The 18,969-nt window shown below is 62.8% G+C and carries 16 protein-coding genes; 8 read left to right on the top strand and 8 right to left on the bottom strand.

What is annotated here, in order from left to right; all coding sequences use genetic code 11:
• The first annotated feature begins 9 nt into the window (after positions 1 to 9).
• From ABQE93_RS01625 to ABQE93_RS01615, 3 genes are all read left to right on the top strand, one after another.
• Positions 10 to 1,290, top strand: coding sequence for a glycosyltransferase (locus ABQE93_RS01625; RefSeq protein ID WP_448405518.1), 1,281 nt, complete (start codon positions 10 to 12; stop codon positions 1,288 to 1,290).
• A 79-nt stretch (positions 1,291 to 1,369) separates the two neighbouring features.
• On the top strand, positions 1,370 to 2,182 hold the full coding sequence (locus ABQE93_RS01620) for a TylF/MycF/NovP-related O-methyltransferase (RefSeq protein WP_448405517.1): 813 nt from the start codon (positions 1,370 to 1,372) through the stop codon (positions 2,180 to 2,182).
• Between the two features lie 21 nt (positions 2,183 to 2,203).
• Positions 2,204 to 3,178 (top strand): Gfo/Idh/MocA family protein, encoded by a 975-nt coding sequence (locus ABQE93_RS01615; RefSeq protein ID WP_448405515.1) that lies wholly within the window; start codon positions 2,204 to 2,206, stop codon positions 3,176 to 3,178.
• A gap of 3 nt (positions 3,179 to 3,181) precedes the next feature.
• On the opposite strand, the gene ABQE93_RS01610 is transcribed toward ABQE93_RS01615, so the two are convergent.
• Together ABQE93_RS01610 and ABQE93_RS01605 are read right to left on the bottom strand one after the other, a co-directional pair.
• Positions 3,182 to 4,831 carry a GMC oxidoreductase gene (locus ABQE93_RS01610; RefSeq protein WP_448405514.1) on the bottom strand — a complete coding sequence of 550 codons (1,650 nt, stop codon included), beginning with the start codon at positions 4,829 to 4,831 and terminating at the stop codon, positions 3,182 to 3,184.
• Positions 4,832 to 5,001: 170 nt separating this feature from the next.
• Entirely contained in the window at positions 5,002 to 6,153 is a 1,152-nt protein-coding gene (locus ABQE93_RS01605; RefSeq protein ID WP_448405513.1) for a glycosyltransferase family 4 protein, read from the bottom strand.
• 190 nt (positions 6,154 to 6,343) lie between these two features.
• On the opposite strand from ABQE93_RS01605, the gene ABQE93_RS01600 reads away from it, so the two are divergent.
• Positions 6,344 to 7,321, top strand: a complete 978-nt coding sequence (locus tag ABQE93_RS01600) for a Gfo/Idh/MocA family protein (protein ID WP_448405512.1) — start codon at positions 6,344 to 6,346, stop codon at positions 7,319 to 7,321.
• Between the two features lie 610 nt (positions 7,322 to 7,931).
• Positions 7,932 to 8,852, top strand: coding sequence for a class I SAM-dependent methyltransferase (locus ABQE93_RS01595; protein WP_448405511.1), 921 nt, complete (start codon positions 7,932 to 7,934; stop codon positions 8,850 to 8,852).
• 239 nt (positions 8,853 to 9,091) lie between these two features.
• Here the strand turns inward: ABQE93_RS01595 and ABQE93_RS01590 are convergent, their stop codons facing one another.
• Both ABQE93_RS01590 and ABQE93_RS01585 read right to left on the bottom strand, forming a co-directional pair.
• Complete coding sequence (locus ABQE93_RS01590; protein WP_448405510.1) at positions 9,092 to 9,469, bottom strand: Rv1352/Rv1906c domain-containing protein; 378 nt, start codon at positions 9,467 to 9,469, stop codon at positions 9,092 to 9,094.
• Complete coding sequence (locus ABQE93_RS01585) at positions 9,466 to 11,421, bottom strand: hypothetical protein (RefSeq protein ID WP_448405509.1); 1,956 nt, start codon at positions 11,419 to 11,421, stop codon at positions 9,466 to 9,468. Before ABQE93_RS01585 ends, ABQE93_RS01590 begins: the two co-directional genes overlap by 4 nt.
• A gap of 470 nt (positions 11,422 to 11,891) precedes the next feature.
• Between ABQE93_RS01585 and ABQE93_RS01580 the strand changes: the two genes are divergently transcribed.
• On the top strand, positions 11,892 to 12,890 hold the full coding sequence (locus tag ABQE93_RS01580; RefSeq protein ID WP_448405508.1) for a Gfo/Idh/MocA family protein: 999 nt from the start codon (positions 11,892 to 11,894) through the stop codon (positions 12,888 to 12,890).
• Positions 12,891 to 12,909: 19 nt separating this feature from the next.
• Here ABQE93_RS01580 and ABQE93_RS01575 read toward each other — a convergent pair whose 3' ends face one another.
• Positions 12,910 to 13,818, bottom strand: coding sequence for a class I SAM-dependent methyltransferase (locus ABQE93_RS01575; RefSeq protein WP_448405507.1), 909 nt, complete (start codon positions 13,816 to 13,818; stop codon positions 12,910 to 12,912).
• Between the two features lie 167 nt (positions 13,819 to 13,985).
• On the opposite strand from ABQE93_RS01575, the gene ABQE93_RS01570 reads away from it, so the two are divergent.
• Entirely contained in the window at positions 13,986 to 15,281 is a 1,296-nt protein-coding gene (locus tag ABQE93_RS01570) for a glycosyltransferase (protein ID WP_448405506.1), read from the top strand.
• A gap of 15 nt (positions 15,282 to 15,296) precedes the next feature.
• Here ABQE93_RS01570 and ABQE93_RS01565 read toward each other — a convergent pair whose 3' ends face one another.
• Both ABQE93_RS01565 and ABQE93_RS01560 read right to left on the bottom strand, forming a co-directional pair.
• Positions 15,297 to 16,058, bottom strand: coding sequence for a rhamnosyl O-methyltransferase (locus ABQE93_RS01565; protein WP_448405505.1), 762 nt, complete (start codon positions 16,056 to 16,058; stop codon positions 15,297 to 15,299).
• A gap of 59 nt (positions 16,059 to 16,117) precedes the next feature.
• Positions 16,118 to 16,969, bottom strand: a complete 852-nt coding sequence (locus ABQE93_RS01560; protein WP_448405504.1) for a phthiotriol/phenolphthiotriol dimycocerosates methyltransferase — start codon at positions 16,967 to 16,969, stop codon at positions 16,118 to 16,120.
• Positions 16,970 to 17,201: 232 nt separating this feature from the next.
• Here ABQE93_RS01560 and ABQE93_RS01555 point away from each other — a divergent pair, with 232 nt between their 5' ends.
• Positions 17,202 to 18,143 (top strand): sulfotransferase family protein, encoded by a 942-nt coding sequence (locus tag ABQE93_RS01555; RefSeq protein ID WP_448406484.1) that lies wholly within the window; start codon positions 17,202 to 17,204, stop codon positions 18,141 to 18,143.
• A 27-nt stretch (positions 18,144 to 18,170) separates the two neighbouring features.
• On the opposite strand, the gene ABQE93_RS01550 is transcribed toward ABQE93_RS01555, so the two are convergent.
• Entirely contained in the window at positions 18,171 to 18,950 is a 780-nt protein-coding gene (locus tag ABQE93_RS01550; protein ID WP_448405503.1) for a GAP family protein, read from the bottom strand.
• Positions 18,951 to 18,969: the final 19 nt, after the last annotated feature.

The raw sequence follows: 18,969 nt of genomic DNA, 5'->3' as shown, positions 1-18,969 counted from the left end.
GGCCATCCGATGAAGTTCGTGCTTGCGTTCTATGGGACTCGCGGCGACGTCGAACCCGGCATCGCAGTCGGCCGCGAGTTGATGGGCCGCGGTCACGACGTGCAGATGGCTGTGCCTCCCGACCTGACCGGCTCGGCCGAGTCGGTGGGGCTCCCGACGGTCCCGTACGGTCCCGACACTCAAGCGTGGCTGGAAGACACGCGTGACTTCTGGGGCTACTTCTTTCGCAACTTCTGGAAAGTGCGCGATGTGCGCAGGTATCTGCGCGAATCCCGCGAGCCCGGTATCCGGGCCTGGGGGGAGATGACCAGAACCCTGATCGCGCAAACGGATGGGGCCGATCTACTGGTGTCCGGGATCAGCTACGAAGAACTCGCCTTCGACGTTTCCGAATACTGCGCTCTCCCGTTGGCGACGGTCTTGTGGTTCCCGATGCGGATGAACGGCCGGCTGGTGCCGAATCTGCCCGCTCCGGTGATCCGCTCGGCGATGAAGGTGTACGAGTGGCTGATCTGGCGTGGCGTGAAGAAAGCAGTCGGCGCGCAGCGGCGTGAGTTGGGCTTGCCCCCGGCGACAGGACCCGTCCCGGGTCGAATCGCCGAACGTGGACTGCTGGAGATCCAGGCCTATGACGAGGTGTGCTTCCCCGGGCTGGCGGCCGAGTGGGCGAAATGGAACGGGCAACGCCCCTTCGTCGGCACGCTGACACTGCAGTTGGCCACCCAGGCCGACGAGGACGTCATGTCCTGGATCGCCGCGGGAACACCGCCGGTCTGTTTCGGGTTCGGCAGCATCCCGGTGGAGTCGCCCGCCGAGATGGTCGCCATGATCGCGGGCGCCTGCGCGCAGGTGGGCGAGCGGGCGTTGGTGTGTGCGGGCTGGACCGACTTCAGCGACGTCCCACAGTTCGACCACGTCAAGGTGGTCGGTGCGGTGAACTACGCGACGGTCTTTCCGGCCTGCCGGGCCGTCGTGCACCACGGTGGTGCCGGCACCACCGCGGCAGGGTTGCGCGCCGGCGTTCCGACCTTGGTGCTCTGGATGGCCGACGTGCAGTTGATCTGGGGAGCGGCGGTCAAGAAGTTGAAGGTGGGCACCTCGCGGCGCTTTTCGGCGGCTTCGGAGAAGACGCTGGTTGCCGATCTTCGGACCATCCTGGCGCCGGATTACCTCGACCGGGCCCGCCAGGTCGCCGCCCGCATGACCCCACCGGCCGAGAGTGTCGCGACCGCCGCCGACCTGCTCGAGGATTTCGCTCAACGTCGGCGTGCGCTCCGCAGCGCAGGCTGATCCAGGAATTTACAAATATTGACGGCAGTGTAAGTCTAGACTCGGCGCGAAAATACTGCTGTGCGAGGTTAGGGCCATTGTGACGATCACCGATTACGACGTGCGTGCTCTGTACCTGGATCTGCTTCGACGCAACCTGACCCGGTTCGGGATGCACGAAAGAACGCCGTCGGATTGGCCGCTGCGGCGACGTCTGCTGCTCAAGACGGTCAACACGGTGGCGCCCAAGCTCCGGGGTGCGGGCCTGCGCAATCAACCCTTGCGCGAAGCCGGTCTGGACTGGCCGCCTGAGGCCGAGACGATGATCGGCATGAAGCGGCTGACCAGCCTGCAGCATTGTGTGGAGACGGTACTGAACGACGACGTCCCCGGCGATCTCGTCGAGACCGGAGTGTGGCGCGGCGGCGCATGCATTTTGATGCGGGCGGTGTTGGCGGCCTATGGCGATACGACGCGCAACGTATGGTTGTGTGACTCCTTTCAGGGGGTCCCCCGCTCTGACACCGCGAATTACCAGGCGGACAAGGGAATCCGGGCAGAGTTCGTTGCAGGAATCTTGGGGGTGTCGGAGGCGGAAGTACGGGCGAACTTCGAGCGTTACGGGTTGCTCGATGCCCAAGTCCGGTTTCTCCCAGGGTGGTTCAAGGACACCCTGCACGACGCACCCATCGAACGCATCGCGGTGTTGCGGCTGGACGGCGACCTCTATGAGTCCACGATCCAGGCGCTGGATGCGCTATACCCGCGGCTGTCGCCGGGAGGCTTCTGCATCGTCGACGACTACCTGGCAGTGAAGGCCTGTGAAAAGGCGGTCACCGACTACCGCGAGAAGCACGGGATTACCGCGGAGATCATCGACATCGATGGAACGGGCGTGTATTGGCGCAAATAGTCGATGGGTAACGGCCAGGCTATGGTACGGATCGGGATTCTAGGAGCGGCCCGCATTGCGCCCGCGGTGCTGATCAAGCCGGCCAAGCGCAACGACGAGGTCGTCGTCGCCGCCGTCGCAGCGCGCGACACCTCGCGTGCCCGACAGTTCGCCGCCAAACATGGCATCGCCCGGGTGCACGACGGCTATGAGGCGCTGATCACCGATCCCGATCTGGATGCGGTGTATATCCCGCTGCCGAATGCTCTGCATGGGAGGTGGACGCGGGCTGCCCTCGAGGCGGGTAAGCATGTGTTGTGTGAGAAGCCATTTGCCGCCAACGCGACTGAGGCCCGCGAGATCGCCGATCTGGCGGCGGAATCGAATCGGGTGGTGATGGAGGCTTTTCATTACCGCTACCACCCGTTTGCGTCGCGCGTCGAACAGATCATCGCCTCGGGCGAACTGGGCACGTTGCAGCGGGTGGAGGCGGCCGATTGCTTCTGGCTGCCGAAGTTCTCGTCGAACACCTACAACTACTCCCTCGGGGGTGGCGCCCTGATGGACCTCGGCAGCTATGTGGTCGACATGCTGCGCACCTTCGGCGGTTCAACGCCGGAAGTTGTTTCAGCCCAAGCGAAACTGCGCGGACCTCAAGTCGACCGGGCGATGACCGCCGAGTTGCGGTTCGCCGGCGGCCACACCGGTCGGCTCCGGTGTTCGCTGTGGTCGGCGGACCTGCCGCACGTCACCGCCCGGGTGATGGGGGACCGGGGTGAGCTTCGGCTGCATCCGGTGATCCCGTTCCAGCAGTTCTCGGTCCGATCCGCCGACGGCCAGCGCGTGGAGCGGTTCTTCCGGGCACGCACCACCTACGACTATCAGCTGGATGCCTTCGCCGCGGCGGTTCTGCGGGGCGAACCGGTGAAGACGAGCGCGGCAGAAGCGGTCGAGAACATGACCGTGATCGACGGGATCTACCGCGCCGCCGGGCTTTCGGTTCGTGAGCCGGCCTAGAGGTTATGCGGCGAAATGCGCCGCGCTGATGTGTTCTGCGACCCTTAACGCATTGGCGGCGACGGTCAGGCTCGGATTGAGGCCGGTGCTCGACGGGAAGAACGATGCGTCCACCACGTAGAGGTTGTCGACTTCGTGGGCACGGTTTTGCGGGTTCAGCACGCTGGTGGCGGGGTCGTCGCCAAAGCGGCACGTACCGCAGACGTGCCCGAGGGTTTGGTTGTTGTCGCCTTGGCGCAGGGTCAGCGTGCGGAACGGCTGCAGCACCTCTTTGAGGTGTTGCAGGAATACCTTGCGGCGGTCAATCTCGCTGGGGTGAATGCGGTATTGAAGACGCAGTCGCTGGCGCCCGTCGACACTGGGCCGGTCACTCGGCATGACCCGGTTGTCGAGATACGGCAGATCTTCCATCATCGCGACGAGCACCAGTGCGCCGTTGACGACCTGGTTATAGATCGGCCGGGCCGCCGGGCTCATCAGACGCAACGCCCGCGATGCCCACCGGGGTTGGTTCATCACCATGTCCAGCGGCGCCAACGACGCCATCGACGCGGCGGACTGCAACGTGCCGTACTTCTGACCATCCACGAAATAGAAGTCGTTGAGCCCGATTTCCTTGTTCTCGGCGGTGATTTTGCTACCGCCTTGGGGCCACACCGCGATCCAGTCCATCAAGTGACGCATCAGGTTGCGGCCCACGATGTCTGAGCCGTTGGCCAGTCCGCGGGGCCAGTCTGCGGACCTGGAGTTGAGCAACAACACCGGGGTGGCCAGGGCGCCTGCGGCCAGAACCACCACCTTTGCTTTGAGCGCCAGCATGTCGGACCGGTGCTGGCAGATCACCTTCTGTACTTGAGTGCGGTCTGATTCGAGTCGGACGACCCGGCATTCCGCAAGCAACTGAGCGCCGTACTCGGTGACGGCGGGCAGTACACCGCTACGCGCGCCGTCGTTCTTGCACGACTTCGGGCAGAGGTAGGCCTGACAGGTTCTGCACGCATCGGTGAAGTCACAGGCCATCGGCAAGTGGTAAGGGTGAAGACCACGTCCCCGCAGATAGTTGACCAGCGGTTGGTTATCGAGGGAAAAGGGTGGCGCCTCAGGAAGACCGACATCGGCGGCCTCCGGGCGCAACGGATCCGGTTGGCCACGTACGCCGAGCAGCTTCTCTGCTTCCGAATACCAGGGCGCCAACTGTTCGTACGAGATCGGCCACGACTCCGGCACCGTCGATTCACCCGGGTCGGCGAAGTGTTGACGCGGGTTGAAGTCGTCGACGAAAAACCGTTCGCAGACCATGCCGTAGAGCGCCGATGACCCGCCGGTTCCGCTGCCGATGAACGGCACGAACCGCTTCGGAACGCGGCCGCTGATGTCGGTGATCTCGTCAACGCTGCGTCCGCCACGGGCCAGCGTGTCGAAGTAGGTGTTTTTTGACCGGGTGCCCAGCGGTTCAGCGATCTCGGGCATCGCCGAGCGGATCGTTCCCGGCGTTCCGGGCAGGGTGGAGCGACCCTTCTCGACGAACAGCACTCGGCGGCCTGCGCGGGCCAACCGATGCCCAAGCATGCCGCCGCCCATGCCGGCGCCCACGACGATGACATCCCACTCGACGCGTTCTGCTTCCCGCCCGGTCACGTTGCCGCCAGGCACAATCGCGCTCCTCATCGTGATGGCCCAAAGCTGGTTGGGTCCGGGCGATTCGGGGACGTTTCAACGACGAAACGGCGACCCATGGACGAACGTATACGTCAGCGTCGGAATCGGTGACAATTTTTACGTTACCGATAATAAGGTGCTGTACGCGGACAGTGCGGTGCGCGTCAAGACAGGCCGAGGACGGCGATGAGTTCGTCGTCGTGATGGTCGCGTCCGAAGCGCTGCGAAGTTTCCAGCGCGCCGGCCGCCAGGCTGCGGCGCAGGTCTTCGTCCGCTTCGAGGGCCATGAGGTTGGCTGCCAGCGCGTTGGCATCTCCTGCAGGGCTGAGCAGTCCGGCGACGCCAGGTTTGATGAGCTCTGGGGTGCCACCGGAGTCCGTCCCGCAGACCGGTAGCCCTGCCCGCATCGCCTCGACGGTGACACGGCCGAATGCTTCGCTCTGGCTGCACATCAGACCGACGTGAGCTCCAGCCCAGTAGCGTGCGACGTCGTCGGTCGGTCCGTGGATGGTCACCAGATCGGCGACACCCAGGCGGTGGGCGAGCGCCCGAAATGGCTCGGGTCTGCCGGCACCGACCAAGGTCAACTCGATGTCGACGCCGGCTTTTCGGGCGATGGCGATGGCCTCGATGGCTAGGTGCTGTCCCTTGGCGGCAGAGAAATATCCGACAAGTACGGTGCGCATGCGCTCACCGGGGTGGCGCTGCGGTGGTGTGCCGACTGCGGCGTCGACAGCCGGGTAGACGACATGTGTGGCCATCGCGGGATCGAGCGCGAGCATCGTTTCCTCGACGGCGTGTGAATTGCAGATCACCGACTGTGACAGCCGGCCGATCAGACGGACGGTTCGGCGATAGCCGAAGAGGAACCAGAGCCCGTGGTCGTCTCTGCCGAACTCGCGGACCATCCAGTGGTGCGGGATTCCGAGGATTTTGGCGGCGATGGCGTGCGACGGGATGGTCATGGTGTTGGTGAGGACCATCGTCGGGCGTTGTCGCCTGAAGAACAGCAGGGCTTGCACGATGCCCGGTAGCAGGCTCGCGGTGTAGGGCAACCAGCCGATCAGCGCGTGGGGGTCGATGCCGCGGAAACGCACCCACTTGCCAAACGCCCACCACGGCGTCCAAGCGATCCGGGTTCGGATGCCGTCGTCAGCGCAGCGCTGTGCGACATCTCCCCGTTGCGGGATGACCGCGACGAGACCGATGTCCGGTCGCTTCCTGCGCAGCGCCAGCAGCGCGTCGCGAAAATCGATGACGCCGCCGCCGCCGAAGCTGCTGACGTTCGAGACCACCACGACGCACGGGCGCTTCATACGACTGCACATCCGACGGCGAACACGGGCCAAAGTTTATGCCGATCGCGCACACCATGATCGGTAATGGCTGCTGCGATATGGCCAGTTGGCGTAGCCTTCATCACGGCCCCTCGCGCGCTGCGCACGGTGAACTGCAAGTGCGTGTGGCCAATGGGTTCAGCAAGGAGCACTGATCGTGGCGGACAGGGTGCGGTTCGGGGTGCTGGGGGCGGCCCAGATAGCGCCGGCGGCACTGATCACGCCTGCGAAGGGCAACGCCGAGGTCGTGGTGGCGGCGGTGGCGGCGCGCGATGTCGGACGTGCGGAAGCCTTTGCGGCCAAACATGGCATCGCCCGCGTGCACGGTGACTACGAGGCGCTCATCGCCGATCCAGAGGTGGACGCGGTGTACATTCCGCTGCCAAACGGTTTGCACGGCAGGTGGACTCGGGCTGCGCTCGAGGCGGGTAAGCACGTCTTGTGCGAAAAGCCGTTTACGGCGAATGCCGCGGAGGCCCGCGAGGTCATGCAGGTGGCCACCGCGTCGGGGCGGGTGGCGATGGAGGCATTCCATTACCGTTACCACCCCTTTGCGTTGCGCGCCGAGGAGATCATCGATTCCGGCGAGCTCGGCACGCTGCAACGGATCGACGTCTCCTTCTGTTTTCCGCTGCCGAAGTTTTCCGACATCCGTTACAACTACGCTCTCGCCGGAGGCGCGACCATGGACGCCGGATGCTATGCCGTCCACATGTTGCGGACTTTCGGTCGATCGACGCCGGAAGTTGTTTCGGCACAAGCGAAGTTACGCGACTCTCGGGTCGACCGGGCGATGACCGCCCAGTTGCGGTTTCCCGAGGGACATATCGGCCGGCTGCGCTGTTCGATGTGGTCGAAAGACATGCTGAGGATAGCCGTCCGGGTCGTGGGCGATCGTGGTGAGCTGCGGGTGATCAACCCGGTGCTGCCCCATGTGTTCCTTCGGTTCTCCGTGCGAGCGGGCGGCGTCAGCCGAGTCGAGCGCTTTTCCCGACGCGCCAGCTATGCGTATCAGCTCGATGCCTTCGCAGCGGCGGTGCTGCGGGGCGAGCCGGTGAAGACACCGCCGGAGGATGCGATCGAGAACATGACCGTCATCGACTCGATTTATCGTGCCGCGGGTCTGCCTCTCCGCGAGCCGAGCTGAGTTGCGGAGGAGCCTCGCCGGGCATCATGCCTGGCCGGTCGATGAGCGACTCTTGTTTGTCGTGTACCAACGCCGAGGTTGAGCCAGCTTACTGAACGCCGCGAAATTCACATCTTTCGTGCAGAAGGCGACATCAGTGGCCCGAACGCAAGCTGTCTGAGGAGCGTTGGTCTTGATGCTCTCGATTGTGCATCGACGCTGCGAAGACGGGTGCAACGACATCTCGTCCTTCTGACCCACAAACAGTCCGTTGACCACAAGGTAGGCCGACGAACTACGACCAATTCACGCTCAACGAACTCTTCAATCTGAAATCATAATCAGCCGCCTACACCGCGGCGGCCTTCGAGAGGTAAAGCCGGCTGGCAAACAGGTTTCGGATCACTGCGGTTGGCCGAACCGCACCGACTCAGGCTGCCAGATTCGATTCAAACTCCGCCGCAAGCAGTGGGCCACAACAGACTTCATTAGGTTTCCCGCCCGAAGTCGACCACTAAAACGGGCTCGACGACACCAGGCAATCCTGTACGCTCGGCGCGATCTCCGCCTAGCAGCGCAATAATTTGAACGATCGGAGCCCGGGATGGTAGTAGGGGTACATAGCGATGAGGTGGAATTCACTTCGCACAACATCCGTCTTGACGACGGCACCTTCACTAAACCTGACTCGGCGGGCTCAATTGCGGAGCACCCGTGGTTCGTATCGGCGCGCGGACTCCTGGAAACCGTGTTCCCGGGGGATAAGAGCCAGGTCCGCCTGGCCGATGTGGGTTGTCTGGAAGGTGGGTACGCAGTCGAGTTCGCCCGTATGGGATTTCAAGTTCTCGGCATTGACGTGCGTGAGCTGAATATCGCAGCATGCAACTACGTTAAATCGAAAGTTGATCTGCCGAATCTAGAGTTTGTGCAAGATAACGCCTTCAATATCGCCGACTATGGAAAATTCGATGCCGTCTTCTGCTGTGGTCTTCTATACCATCTTGACCGCCCAAAGGAATTTCTTCAGAAGCTTTCGGCTGCGACAAACAAGCTCCTGATTCTGCAGACACACTTTTCAAGTATCGATTCGAGTCGCGGACCCATCTCCCAGAGGTTGGCCGATATCAAGTTTCGAGTGCCCGTGATAGCGCGTTTCGTAGTACCAGGGTTGCGATGGGCACTCGCCAGGGTTCTTCGTAAGCCGAACCCCGAAGGCTTCTATCTTTCGTTGCCTAGAAACTTATGGCTGTCGCCAGTCAGTGAAAACGAGGGTCTTCAGGGAAGGTGGTTTCCGGAGTTTTCCAGCGATCGAAGCAATTCTTGGTGGCTTCCATCGTTGCGCGATCGAGAAACCCGCAAATGGTCGTCTTGGGATAATCATCGGTCATTCTGGATCCAACGCGAGCACCTACTTCAGACAATTCACGATGTTGGATTTGACCTCGTGATGGAACAGTATGACGGCTTGGAGCCAAACATCGCAGAGTCTTTGCTCGGAGGTTCTTACCAAGCGAAGCTTCGAGGGACATTTATCGGGATAAAGACGGGTTAGTCCTGCATGGTGGAAGTTTCGGCGGGTCTGGGCTTTTGGGGTCGGTGATCAGCGTGAGTTTCGACGAGTCCACCGATTCTCGGACGCACAGGTGCCTGATGCAGTTGCCCCTTTCGGGGCAGAACATGTGCTGACTGTCGGTTGGAGCCCTGCGGACCACCTACGGGCCACAGGAACTGACCGCAACAACCGGACTAGCTTTGGCGCCAGATTCGGCCCGACATTGGACAGTAGCTTGTTTACTCAAGGACGCGCTGCCAGACGCCACAGTTCTGTGTTACGAAAGCGACGTCTGTGGCCCGGATATCGACGGTTTGGGCATCGCTGGAGTCCCCGCTTTCGATGATGTCATTCGGGTCGAGACTGCGAAGCCGCGCCCAAAAACATTTCGTTCCACCAGAGTTGCGGTACTTGCCAGGGAACAGGTTATCTAGTTCGCCCACCACGTACTTGCCATCGAGATCGATGACTCCGAGGTAGGTGCCGTCAGTGTTGATGATGGTTTTGGGGATCACGGTACTTGGCTGAGATGCGCGCAAATGCGAGCCGGCGGGCTGCGCACCACTTCGGCACCCGGCGAGCAGTAGCGCGGTAGCGAACAGGGCGACGTATTTCATGGCTGTTCGCCCACCCGCATCTCGTGGAAGTACAGCCGCCCGGTGACGGCGCCTAATCCTAGGGCTGGGGCCCGCCCAAGATTAATCGTGTCGGAATTGATCTGCAGGTTCGTGCCATTCACGACGGCTGGGGTGACAACGAGAAATGGCTCGTCCGCGGTGGCGGCGAGCATCCGGTATGTGACCCCGTCCAGAGTGACCGTCGGGAGGAAGAGCGGAAAAACGGCTCCCCGAAAGAGGCGGTCGACGACAGTCGGGTGCTCTTCGATGCTGACGAGCACTGCCATGTCCGAGGCGCTAGCTGATGGGATGGCGATGGGCTGGCCGTTATGGATGTCGACGCGCGACAATTCGGCGAGCGGTCCGCAGTGTGTCTCGCTGCGCCTGAATAGCGCCCAGCCGTCCTGCACACCGTCCACGGTGTAGTTGCACAGCAGCGCACGGGAATACCGAGGGGAGTTTTGCACCCCCAGTAGGCCGTACACCCCGCTCGCCGGCGAACTGGACGAGATCCGTGATAGGACGAATTCCGTCCCGTTGGTGAGTGATTCGGCATTCATGCGGTCAAGGGTGGGGGTGTAGGTCTGGTAAGTCTGGTAATCAGGTACAGGGCGCCAGGAGAAGTCGTAGGCCCACGCGACCGAGGCTTCGTGCGGGTCGATGTGGACCGTCGACGATCCGATCGTCTCGATGAACGAATCGGGGACGGCGTAGAGCTCACGCTGACGAGCCTTGGCTGTTTGGATGCGCTGCTCGAGGGCACCGGGGGCTGCCAGCGTCGCCAGCCGGTCGACTGCTTGCGCGGGTGCCTGTATTGCTGCGGCGAGACGGTCGTATGGACTACCAATGATGTGGTTGATGGCGCGTTCTCCGGCGAGTGAGAGCACGATGACTGCCGCCAAGATGACTGCGGCGAACACCCGGCGCCGCGGACGGCGGTAAGGAGTGAGGGCTATCGCAACCACGATGAAGCTGAGTAGGCCGTACCAACTCCAAAGGTCAAGGCGCAGCGAAGTCTTGGCGGCGATCGCGGTGGCGATCCCGACGAGCACCACAAAACGTCGCGGGATCTCTGGGCGGCCACGCAGGTACATCACGCAGAGCGCCGCTCCCCAGGTGAGAATGACCAGAAGCGTGGGGCCGGCGAAGGGGGAGTTCGGGGTGACTATTCCCTCGCTGTAGCCGGAGACGATGTCGGCGCTGTACTTGAGCCAGAGGGGCAAGTTCCCGAAGCGCTGACCGGCGAGCAACCAACAGAGGAGGACGGATACACCGAACGTGCCTACCGTCGCCACGTGGCGCCCGGTAGCCCTCCAGTCGAGGAGGATTGAAAGCATCAGCGCGATAGCACAAATCGTGACGCCGGTGTTGAACTTCACCAACAGCTGGAAGCCTCCGGCCGCGCCCAGCGCAACGCAGGTGATGAGCGCCGTCGCGGGCTTGGGGTCGCGCTGCAACAGTGGCACGCTCGCCCACGCGAACGCCGCGAGAAAAGCCAACTCCGGGTACTCGAGTCCGGGTACGGGCCCGTGGCCGATGTGGAGGATGATCACGATCGCCGTCGTTGCGAGAGCTCCGATGAGCGAGGTCATCGGGGCGTAGCGCAGTCGCAATGCCGCGGCGATTCCCAGGAAAAATGTCGCGACGACGATTGCCTGGTAAATGGAACCGAGCAGCGACTGACCGGGTGAGTAGTACGCCGTATTCTGCAGAAACCCGAGAGGGCCGAACGTGAATACGATTTCAGGGCCCCATGCGAGGTGGTGGATTGGTGCAAGCGCGAACCCGGCCTGATAGGACGGCGAGGTCCCGATGCTGGGATCTACGGACGCTTCTGGCCAGAAAAGGATTGCAGCGATAGCTGCTGCGAGGATTCGGTGCCACCGTTCAGAGCCGACGGCTGACGTCGAACACCAACGACGCATTTTGCCCAACGTGGTCGCAGGTGCCACTGTCGTTTTGGTGGGGTAGCTGATGTCGGGCGCGCTCGGGGACGGCGATGTGCCACCGTTTGGCGGATCTGTCTGAGCCTGCACACGTGCAGGAAAATGTCCCCCCAATTCAGCCCCCGGAATGCTTTAGTTTCGCATGCCTTCAAACCAGTCGTATTTAACCATGCCGTCAGTATTGTGTCTGCAATATTCCGCACGAAAATGGTTCCCCTGGCGGCAATTACCCGTTGAATTCGTACAAAGTGCAAGTAACTAGTTGCCTGACCGAACAGCCCATCGGGCGGTAAACAACCCGAATTCTGCTCGACCAATTTGCAACGTCTTCTACTCTCGCTTCGAGCGAGCTCCTTCAGCGCATGCGCAGTGGCCGGATCCTGGACTTGCACACCGTCATCGGGCACTGTGAACCCATCGCAACAACCGACCTTGCCCTTGCCGACCCGCGCGGCTTGACACAGGAGAGAAACGCCATGCCCGATCGCGACGGCCCGGTGCGGATTGGCATCTTGGGCGCTTCGAGCTTCGCGCCGACGACGATCATCAATCCGGCGAAAGGAAATGCCGAGGTCGTCGTGGCCGCGGCGGCATCACGCGACGTACCGAGCGCTGAGGCCTTCGCCGCCGAACACGGCATTGAAAAGGCTTACGGCAGTTACGAGGAACTGATCGACGACCCCGACCTGGATGCCATCTACGTCCTGGTGCCGACCAGCATGCATGGCAAGTGGACCAAGGCCGCCCTTGCTGCCGGCAAGCACGTGTTGTGCGAAAAACCGTTCACCGCAAATGCCGCCGAGGCCCGTGAGATCGCCGACTTGGCGGCGAAGTCGGACCGCGTGGTGATGGAGGCCATCCAGTTTCGCCATCACCCATTGACTCGGCGGGTCGAGGAGATCGTCGCCTCCGGGGAGTTGGGCACGCTGCAGCGGGTGGACGTGAGCTTGTGCGTCATGCTGCCGACGTTCAAGGCCAACTGCTACAACTACGAGCTCGGCGGCGGCGCGATGATGGACGCCGGAAGCTATGTGGCCAACATGGCCCGCACCTTCGGCGGTTCCACCCCCGAAGTCGTTTCGGCCCGGGCAAAACTGCAGAAACCCCAGGTGGATCGGGCCATGTCGGCGGAGTTGCGGTACGCAGGAGGGCATACCGGTCGGCTCCGATGCGCGCTGTGGTCGTCGAAGCTGTTTTGGGCGACCGCGAGCGTGATTGGCGACGCCGGCAAGCTGCGGGTGCTCAGTCCCGCAGCACCTCACCTTTACCCGCGACTCTCGGTGCGATCAGCCAACGGCCGGCGCGTGGAACGCTTCCCGAAGCGGGCCACCTACGCGTATCAGCTGGACACGTTTGCCGCGGCGGTGCTTCGTGGCGAGCCGGTACGGACGACACCGCAGGATGCCGTCGAGAACATGTCGCTCATCGACGCGGTCTACCGGGCGGCGGGGCTGCCGATCAGGGAGCCGAGCTGACCTCGAGTCAGCTGAGCCTTCAGGTTCCAAGCCGCCCCAGCGCGGTGATCTCCAAGCTGACCGACTTGCGCTGTCCGATCGCGCCGAGCATAAACCGGATGTCGCCCCACGGTGCGCGCAACCAGAACCGCCAGAATCGTTTGTCCCACAACTTCCATACGTAGCTGCCATCGCCGAGTAAGCGCTGCGCTTGAAACCATTCCACCTGGTGTATCAAGCGCTTCACGCGGTCGGTAACCATCGCGACATTCATCTCCATGATCTCCAAACCCCACGCGCGGTAGCGGAAGTCGAAGTCGTACTTCTGCTGGAATTCGTAGAACGCCCTCATCTCGCCGTTCGTCACGAGGTACTCGTCGAACACCAGGATCGACCCCACCGTGAAGCGTTCCTTACAGGTTTCCAACGCGTGCAAGCAGCTCTCATAGGTGTCCAGATCCATGTGGAACAGCCGGACCGGTCCCGGATGGGCATCGAGGAACGGCGCCAGCGTGTCGTACGTGCTGCCCTTGATGAACTCGACATCGCGGCCCAGCGCAGCCGGAATTCCGTCGACGACGGTGACGCCGGTGTCTTCGATGAGGCGCTGCGCGAACGGTTCCGAAATCGACAGCGCCCCAGCTGCAACGAGCCGCTCGTCGTCGACCTGCCAATCCTCCACCAGACCTTCGAAGGTGTCGAAGCCGTACACGCGGCGACCGGATCGCTCCGCCAGCAGCCGGGTCGACCAGCCGATCCACACACCTAAGTCGATTACCAGGCCGTCACCGTCGAGCTGGGATGCCTCCCACAACAGGGTGTGCCCCGGGATCTTGAGCCGGCGCAGATCGGCCAATGCCCGACGAATGAAGTCCTGGTACTGCGCCTCGTAGACGCCGATATCGCGGGAGTACAGGTTCGGGATATAGCGATCGCTTTGTCGCGCCACGCCGGAACTATAGGCGCGCGCGCCGGACAAGGGGACGCATTCAACAACTCCCGGCCGAAGCGCTGTTCGGCAGATAGGCAATTGCTCACGGCGCCGACAACGAGCGGCGATACTGGGCGGTGTACCTGAACTTGCGTGCGCGCAACGCTTGAAAGGCCGAGTCTGCGATGAAGGTAGTGCTGGCATGCCACGGCGTCCGTGGAGATGTCGAGCCCTGCATCGTCATCGGTCGCGAGTTGTTGCGCAGAGGCCATGACGTGCAGATCGTGGTGCCGCCGAACGTGGTTGGATTCGCTGAGTCGGCAGGGCTCGCAGCGACTGCCTGGGGGAGCGACTCGCAGGTCATGATGGACGCGCAGCGCGACTATTGGACGTGTTTCTTCCGAATTCCTTCAAGGCCGAAAGAGCTGGAACGGCTTGGACGCCACATCGGTGAGATCGTCATGCAATGTTGGACACAGGACGCGTTCGCGACCTTGGCTTCGCTGGCGGAAGGGGCCAACCTGATCGTCGCCGGCAACGGTTTCGAGCAGTTTGCAGCGAATGTCGCGGAGTATTACGGCATCCCGTTCGTCACGGTGGACTTTTTCCCGATGCGAGCCAACGGACAGGTGCTGCCTTACCTGCCGCCGCCTCTCGGGCGCGCTGTCATGAAGGTTTACGAGCGGATGTCATGGGCAGGCCCGGTGAAACAAGTCGAAGATGCCCAGCGGCGTCAACTCGGTTTGCCGAAGGCGAAAACTCCGTGGCCGAACCGGATCGCGCAATGTGGCGCCCTGGAGATCCAGGCGTACGACGAGACGGTGGTCCCTGGGCTGGCAGCAGAATGGGCGAAGTGGGGAGGTCGAAGACCCTTCGTCGGAACGTTGACGCTGGAGTCGCCAACGTATTTCGATGACGAGGTCATATCGTGGATCGGCAGTGGGCCACCGCCGATATTCTTCGGATTCGGCAGCGTACCGGTCGGGTCACCCGCTGACACGATCGCCATGATTAGTGCCGTCAGCGAGCAGTTGGGTGAGCGAGCGCTGGTGGGGGCCGGCGCCACTGACTTCAGCGCGATCTCGTATCCCCCGCACGTCAAGGTAGTTCGTCAGGTCAATTTCGCCCGGATCTTCCCGCACTGCCGCGCGGTTGTACACCACAGCGGCGCGGGCACCATCGCCGCGTGCCTGCGCGGGGGAGCCCCGCAGGTGGGCCTTTGGACCCTGCCCGATCAGTGGTTACGTACAGCTCAGCTCAAACGGCTGGGAGTGGGTACTGGACGCCGCTTTTCGACGACCACCGCCCAGACATTGCTCACGGACCTGCGTCGCGTCCTTGCCCCCCGATATCAAACGCGGGCACACGAGTTCGCCGCTCGCATGTCGAAGCCCGCTGAAAGCGCGGCTGTCGCTGCGGACCTCGCGGAAGGCTTTGCGCGCACCGGCGGTATTGCCGATCGGCGTGGGCGTACGCTTTGAGTGGTTCAGCTTGCCTTAGTTGCGGACCAGGAACCCGTACGGGGCGAATGACCAGCCGAACTTACTTTCACGGGCCGTGTCATGGGTGTAGTCGTTGGGGAACTCCTTCTCGTACGCCTCGATGGCTTCGTACGGACCCGGCCCCCATTCGGGTGCGACCGGATGTCCGTTGAGCAGCGAGTCTTCGACGACGAGATAGTCGCCCGCCCTCAGCAACGGTCGTAGGAGCTTCATTTCCGCCAGCACATGGTCTTTCGTGTGGTCGCTGTCCAGGATCGCCCATACCTTGCCGGGGTACTCAGCTCTGAGCTGTCTGATGCGCTCAGCGATCTCTGGCGCCGCAGAGGATGACTCGACGAACTCCACATCCGGGTCGCGCCGTGCCGCAGGCCGAAGCAACTTATGGCTGATGTCGACCGAAAGTACCTTGAACGGCTCACCGAGCTGTCGCATCACGCTGGCCCAGTAAACGGCTGAGCCACCGAAGGCCGAGCCGAACTCGATCACCAGGGACGGTTTGAGATCAACCAGGATCTCCTGGTAATTCCACATATCGCAGGGTGACTTGTACGTCTCGATACCCATCCAAGTGGTGTCTTGCCACACCAGATTGTTGAAGTACCACTTGGAGTACTCCTCAGGTTCGGACCCGGTAGAGCGGTAGAAGAGCTGAGAGAACAGCCGGGTATCCCCGCGGTAGAACACGAGTTGGTTCAGGATCCTCAGCTTGGTCGCCAGGGTTGACCGGTTCGTTCCCGACGTTCGTTGACTCGTCATGCTTTTCCTGTTCTCGATGCAGCGGCGCCGGCCATCGGGGGCTCCTCAGATGAAACCGATCAACCTTTGACGAAGTAGTACATCCGATACGACATGCGGCCGTTTGCCAGGTTCTGGTAGATCCATGATTCGCGCACGGGTGCGCCCTTGCGGGCCATGCGCCGCATGAATTTCGGCACCAGACTGTCCATCACCCGGCCACCCCACGGAGTGGGGTTGAGGTCCAACCCGCGCAGCACTTCTGCGTTGATCTCCCGCCATGAGACGAGTTGCAGCCCCGGTGCGCTCTCCAGCCCCGCTTCCCATCGCGAGCATTCGTAGCGCTGCCGCACGTCGGTATACAGGAACGCGCCGCCCGGCCGCAGCACCCGCTCGACCTCAGCGAGAAATCGGTCGAAATGTGGGTAGCAGTGCGATGATTCGACATTGATCACCGCGTCGAACGACGCTGCGGGAAACGGCAGGCTCTCGGCGTTGCCCTGCACGAACTCCAAACCAGGGACCTGATGGTTGTGACGGCAGAACTCGATACCGGCCGGGTTGAGATCCAAGCCCACATACGATGCCGGTCCCAACGCGCGGCTGATATACGACGCGCCACCGCCGTGTCCGCAGCCGACCTCGAGCATCTGCTTGCCTGTAAGTGCACCGGCCTGGGTCGCGGTGCTGTGGTAAAGCTGGATCGGGTACCGGTGGGGCTCATCCGAGGCCTCGAGCGAAATGGCCATCGGCGGGTCTTCTTCGTAACCCCAGTTCAGAAAACAGACGTCGTCGCTGACCCGGCGGGTCAGGTACGGGTAGAGCCGTTTGTTGACGCTTTGGATCGATTGTCGGAGGACGGGACCGAGTGCAACGTCCGCGGTGATGATCCGCGCAACGACATCGGCGCGGGGCGTTGAGGGTCGTGTCATGGCAGGCATAATATTCGCGGTCAGGGAAATTTTGACGGGCTTGACAATTTAGCCCGCTTGCTTTCTGCTTACCGATGGCGGCGCGCGGAGGAGGTGCGCCGTAGCGATGACGTCGCTGTTCATAGCGATCGGTTGGGAGTTGTCTTGGCTTGGATGACAGCCGATCTTGCGGCGCGGAGGTGAGCGGGTGACGGCTGCGGCACGAGCGGGGACCGCGGCGCGCCCGGTCCTGTTGTTCATCATCGGTTTTGGCCGCTCGGGCACCTCGGCGCTGACCCGGGTCCTTTCGCTGAGTGGCGCCGCGCTTCCGAGGGGGCTCTTGGGCGCCACGGGAAGCAATCCCCGTGGCTATTGGGAGCCGCGCGCAGCCATCTCTCTCAACGAAGAGATCTTGCGCCGCCAGGGCAGCGATGGTTACGACGTGTCGTTGCGCTCACCGGAAGAACGCACGATCGACGCCGACGCGGAAGCCGCCTGCATCGCCAAGATCCGCGCGTACCTCACGACGTTGCCGACTGCGCCGCTGGTGGTCCTCAAAGAGCCGAAGATGACGGCGCTGACGGACTTGTGGTTCGAGGCTGCGCGCCAGGCGGGATTCGACGTCGCCGTGGTGGTCGCGATTCGCCACCCTGCGGAGGTCATCGGGTCGATCGGAAAGCGTGCCGGTCGCCAGTTGTACGTGAGCTCCTCGCCCGAGCTGGTGAGCGCATCCTGGCTCAGGTACACGTTGCTGGCCGAGAGAAGTAGCCGCGGGGTGCCGCGCGTGTTCGTCGAGTACTCCAACCTGCTCGAAAACTGGCGGCGGGAGGTGAAACGGATTTCCACCACCCTCGGCATCGATCTCGACTCCGGTGATGAGAACGCCATCGACGAATTCCTCACCTCAGACCTTCGACACCACCGACATGGCGGCCCGGTCGCCGAACCCTTCGGCACCGATTGGGTTTCGGTGGTCTATGAGCTGCTCAGCGCGGCGTCGCGGGACCAGCCCTTTGACGAGGGCGAGCTGAATCGCGTCTTCGAGGCGTATCGGATGAGCGAGCGTGGATTTCGGGCCGTGTTCACCGATGTGCGGCGCTACCACAACCTGACCCGGATGATGCCGCTACCTTTTGTGAAACTCGGCCTCTCGGCGCTCGCGTTGGTCCACCGGCGCGGGGAGACGTGGGCCTGAACTGCCGACGGATGTGACGCTGCGCAATCACGCTCCCGAACTGTGCGCCAGCATCGAGAGCCCGACGACAAACAAGATGGCGGCAAGAAGTTTCTGCCGGTGAGTCGACGCCCACCCGTGCAGTCGCCGCAGTGCGGCTTGGGTTTTCGGCGGGTTGACCAGATAGCTGAGCAAGATGATCTCGACCACGCCGAGGACCCCGAGCACATAGGCGACCGCGCCGATGATCTGCGCGCCGATCGCGGCTCCGGAGGCCACGATCACCGCGAGCGCAAAAAGCACGACGTCGGGCGCCGGGCCCATCACAAGGCCGATAACCCACGAGACCCACAGCGAGCCCTTCCGCCATGCCTGATGAGCTCTTCCGAGCAGTTCGCGGATCGCAGAACCGCTGTCCGACAAAGTGTCTTGTGCGGCCTCGGAGGGCGGCTCCGCGTCCCGTATCAGGACCGGAACGCTTTCGTCCGCCGCGCCGAAGCGTGCCAACCACCCGCGGTGCGTCAGCGAACCCGCGGTGAGCAGTGCTGCACCCGTGAGCGCCAGCACGCCGATGCCCAGCTGGACGTACCGAACGGTAGGACTGGACTGTGGCGTGGCCCATTCTTGGGTGAACGGCTTCAGCGCTGGGGTGAAGTGCAGCACGATCAGCGGCACCACGAGGGCAAAAAGCCCCATCGTCAGGCTGCCGACCCAGTACACGAAAAGACTGTGCAGCGGCCGAGGTTGGGAACTCACCAGCAGCGTGGCCGCCAGGCGCACCGGGTTCAGCGATCCCACCAGCGCCAGTGCCAGCAGCGACCCCCACACTGCCCGGACACTACTCGGC

The sequence above is a fragment of the Mycolicibacterium sp. XJ662 genome (assembly GCF_053484035.1).
This window is presented reverse-complemented; position numbering and strand designations above follow the sequence as displayed.

What these genes read in the sequence shown, in the direction of transcription:
- ABQE93_RS01625 (WP_448405518.1), top strand. Translation starts at nt 10, where the DNA reads ATGAAGTTCGTGCTTGCGTTCTATGGGACTCGCGGCGACGTCGAACCC.
- ABQE93_RS01615 (WP_448405515.1), top strand. Translation starts at nt 2,204, where the DNA reads ATGGTACGGATCGGGATTCTAGGAGCGGCCCGCATTGCGCCCGCGGTG.
- ABQE93_RS01605 (WP_448405513.1), bottom strand. Translation starts at nt 6,153, where the DNA reads ATGAAGCGCCCGTGCGTCGTGGTGGTCTCGAACGTCAGCAGCTTCGGC.
- ABQE93_RS01590 (WP_448405510.1), bottom strand. Translation starts at nt 9,469, where the DNA reads ATGAAATACGTCGCCCTGTTCGCTACCGCGCTACTGCTCGCCGGGTGC.
- ABQE93_RS01580 (WP_448405508.1), top strand. Translation starts at nt 11,892, where the DNA reads ATGCCCGATCGCGACGGCCCGGTGCGGATTGGCATCTTGGGCGCTTCG.
- ABQE93_RS01570 (WP_448405506.1), top strand. Translation starts at nt 13,986, where the DNA reads ATGAAGGTAGTGCTGGCATGCCACGGCGTCCGTGGAGATGTCGAGCCC.
- ABQE93_RS01565 (WP_448405505.1), bottom strand. Translation starts at nt 16,058, where the DNA reads ATGACGAGTCAACGAACGTCGGGAACGAACCGGTCAACCCTGGCGACC.
- ABQE93_RS01560 (WP_448405504.1), bottom strand. Translation starts at nt 16,969, where the DNA reads ATGACACGACCCTCAACGCCCCGCGCCGATGTCGTTGCGCGGATCATC.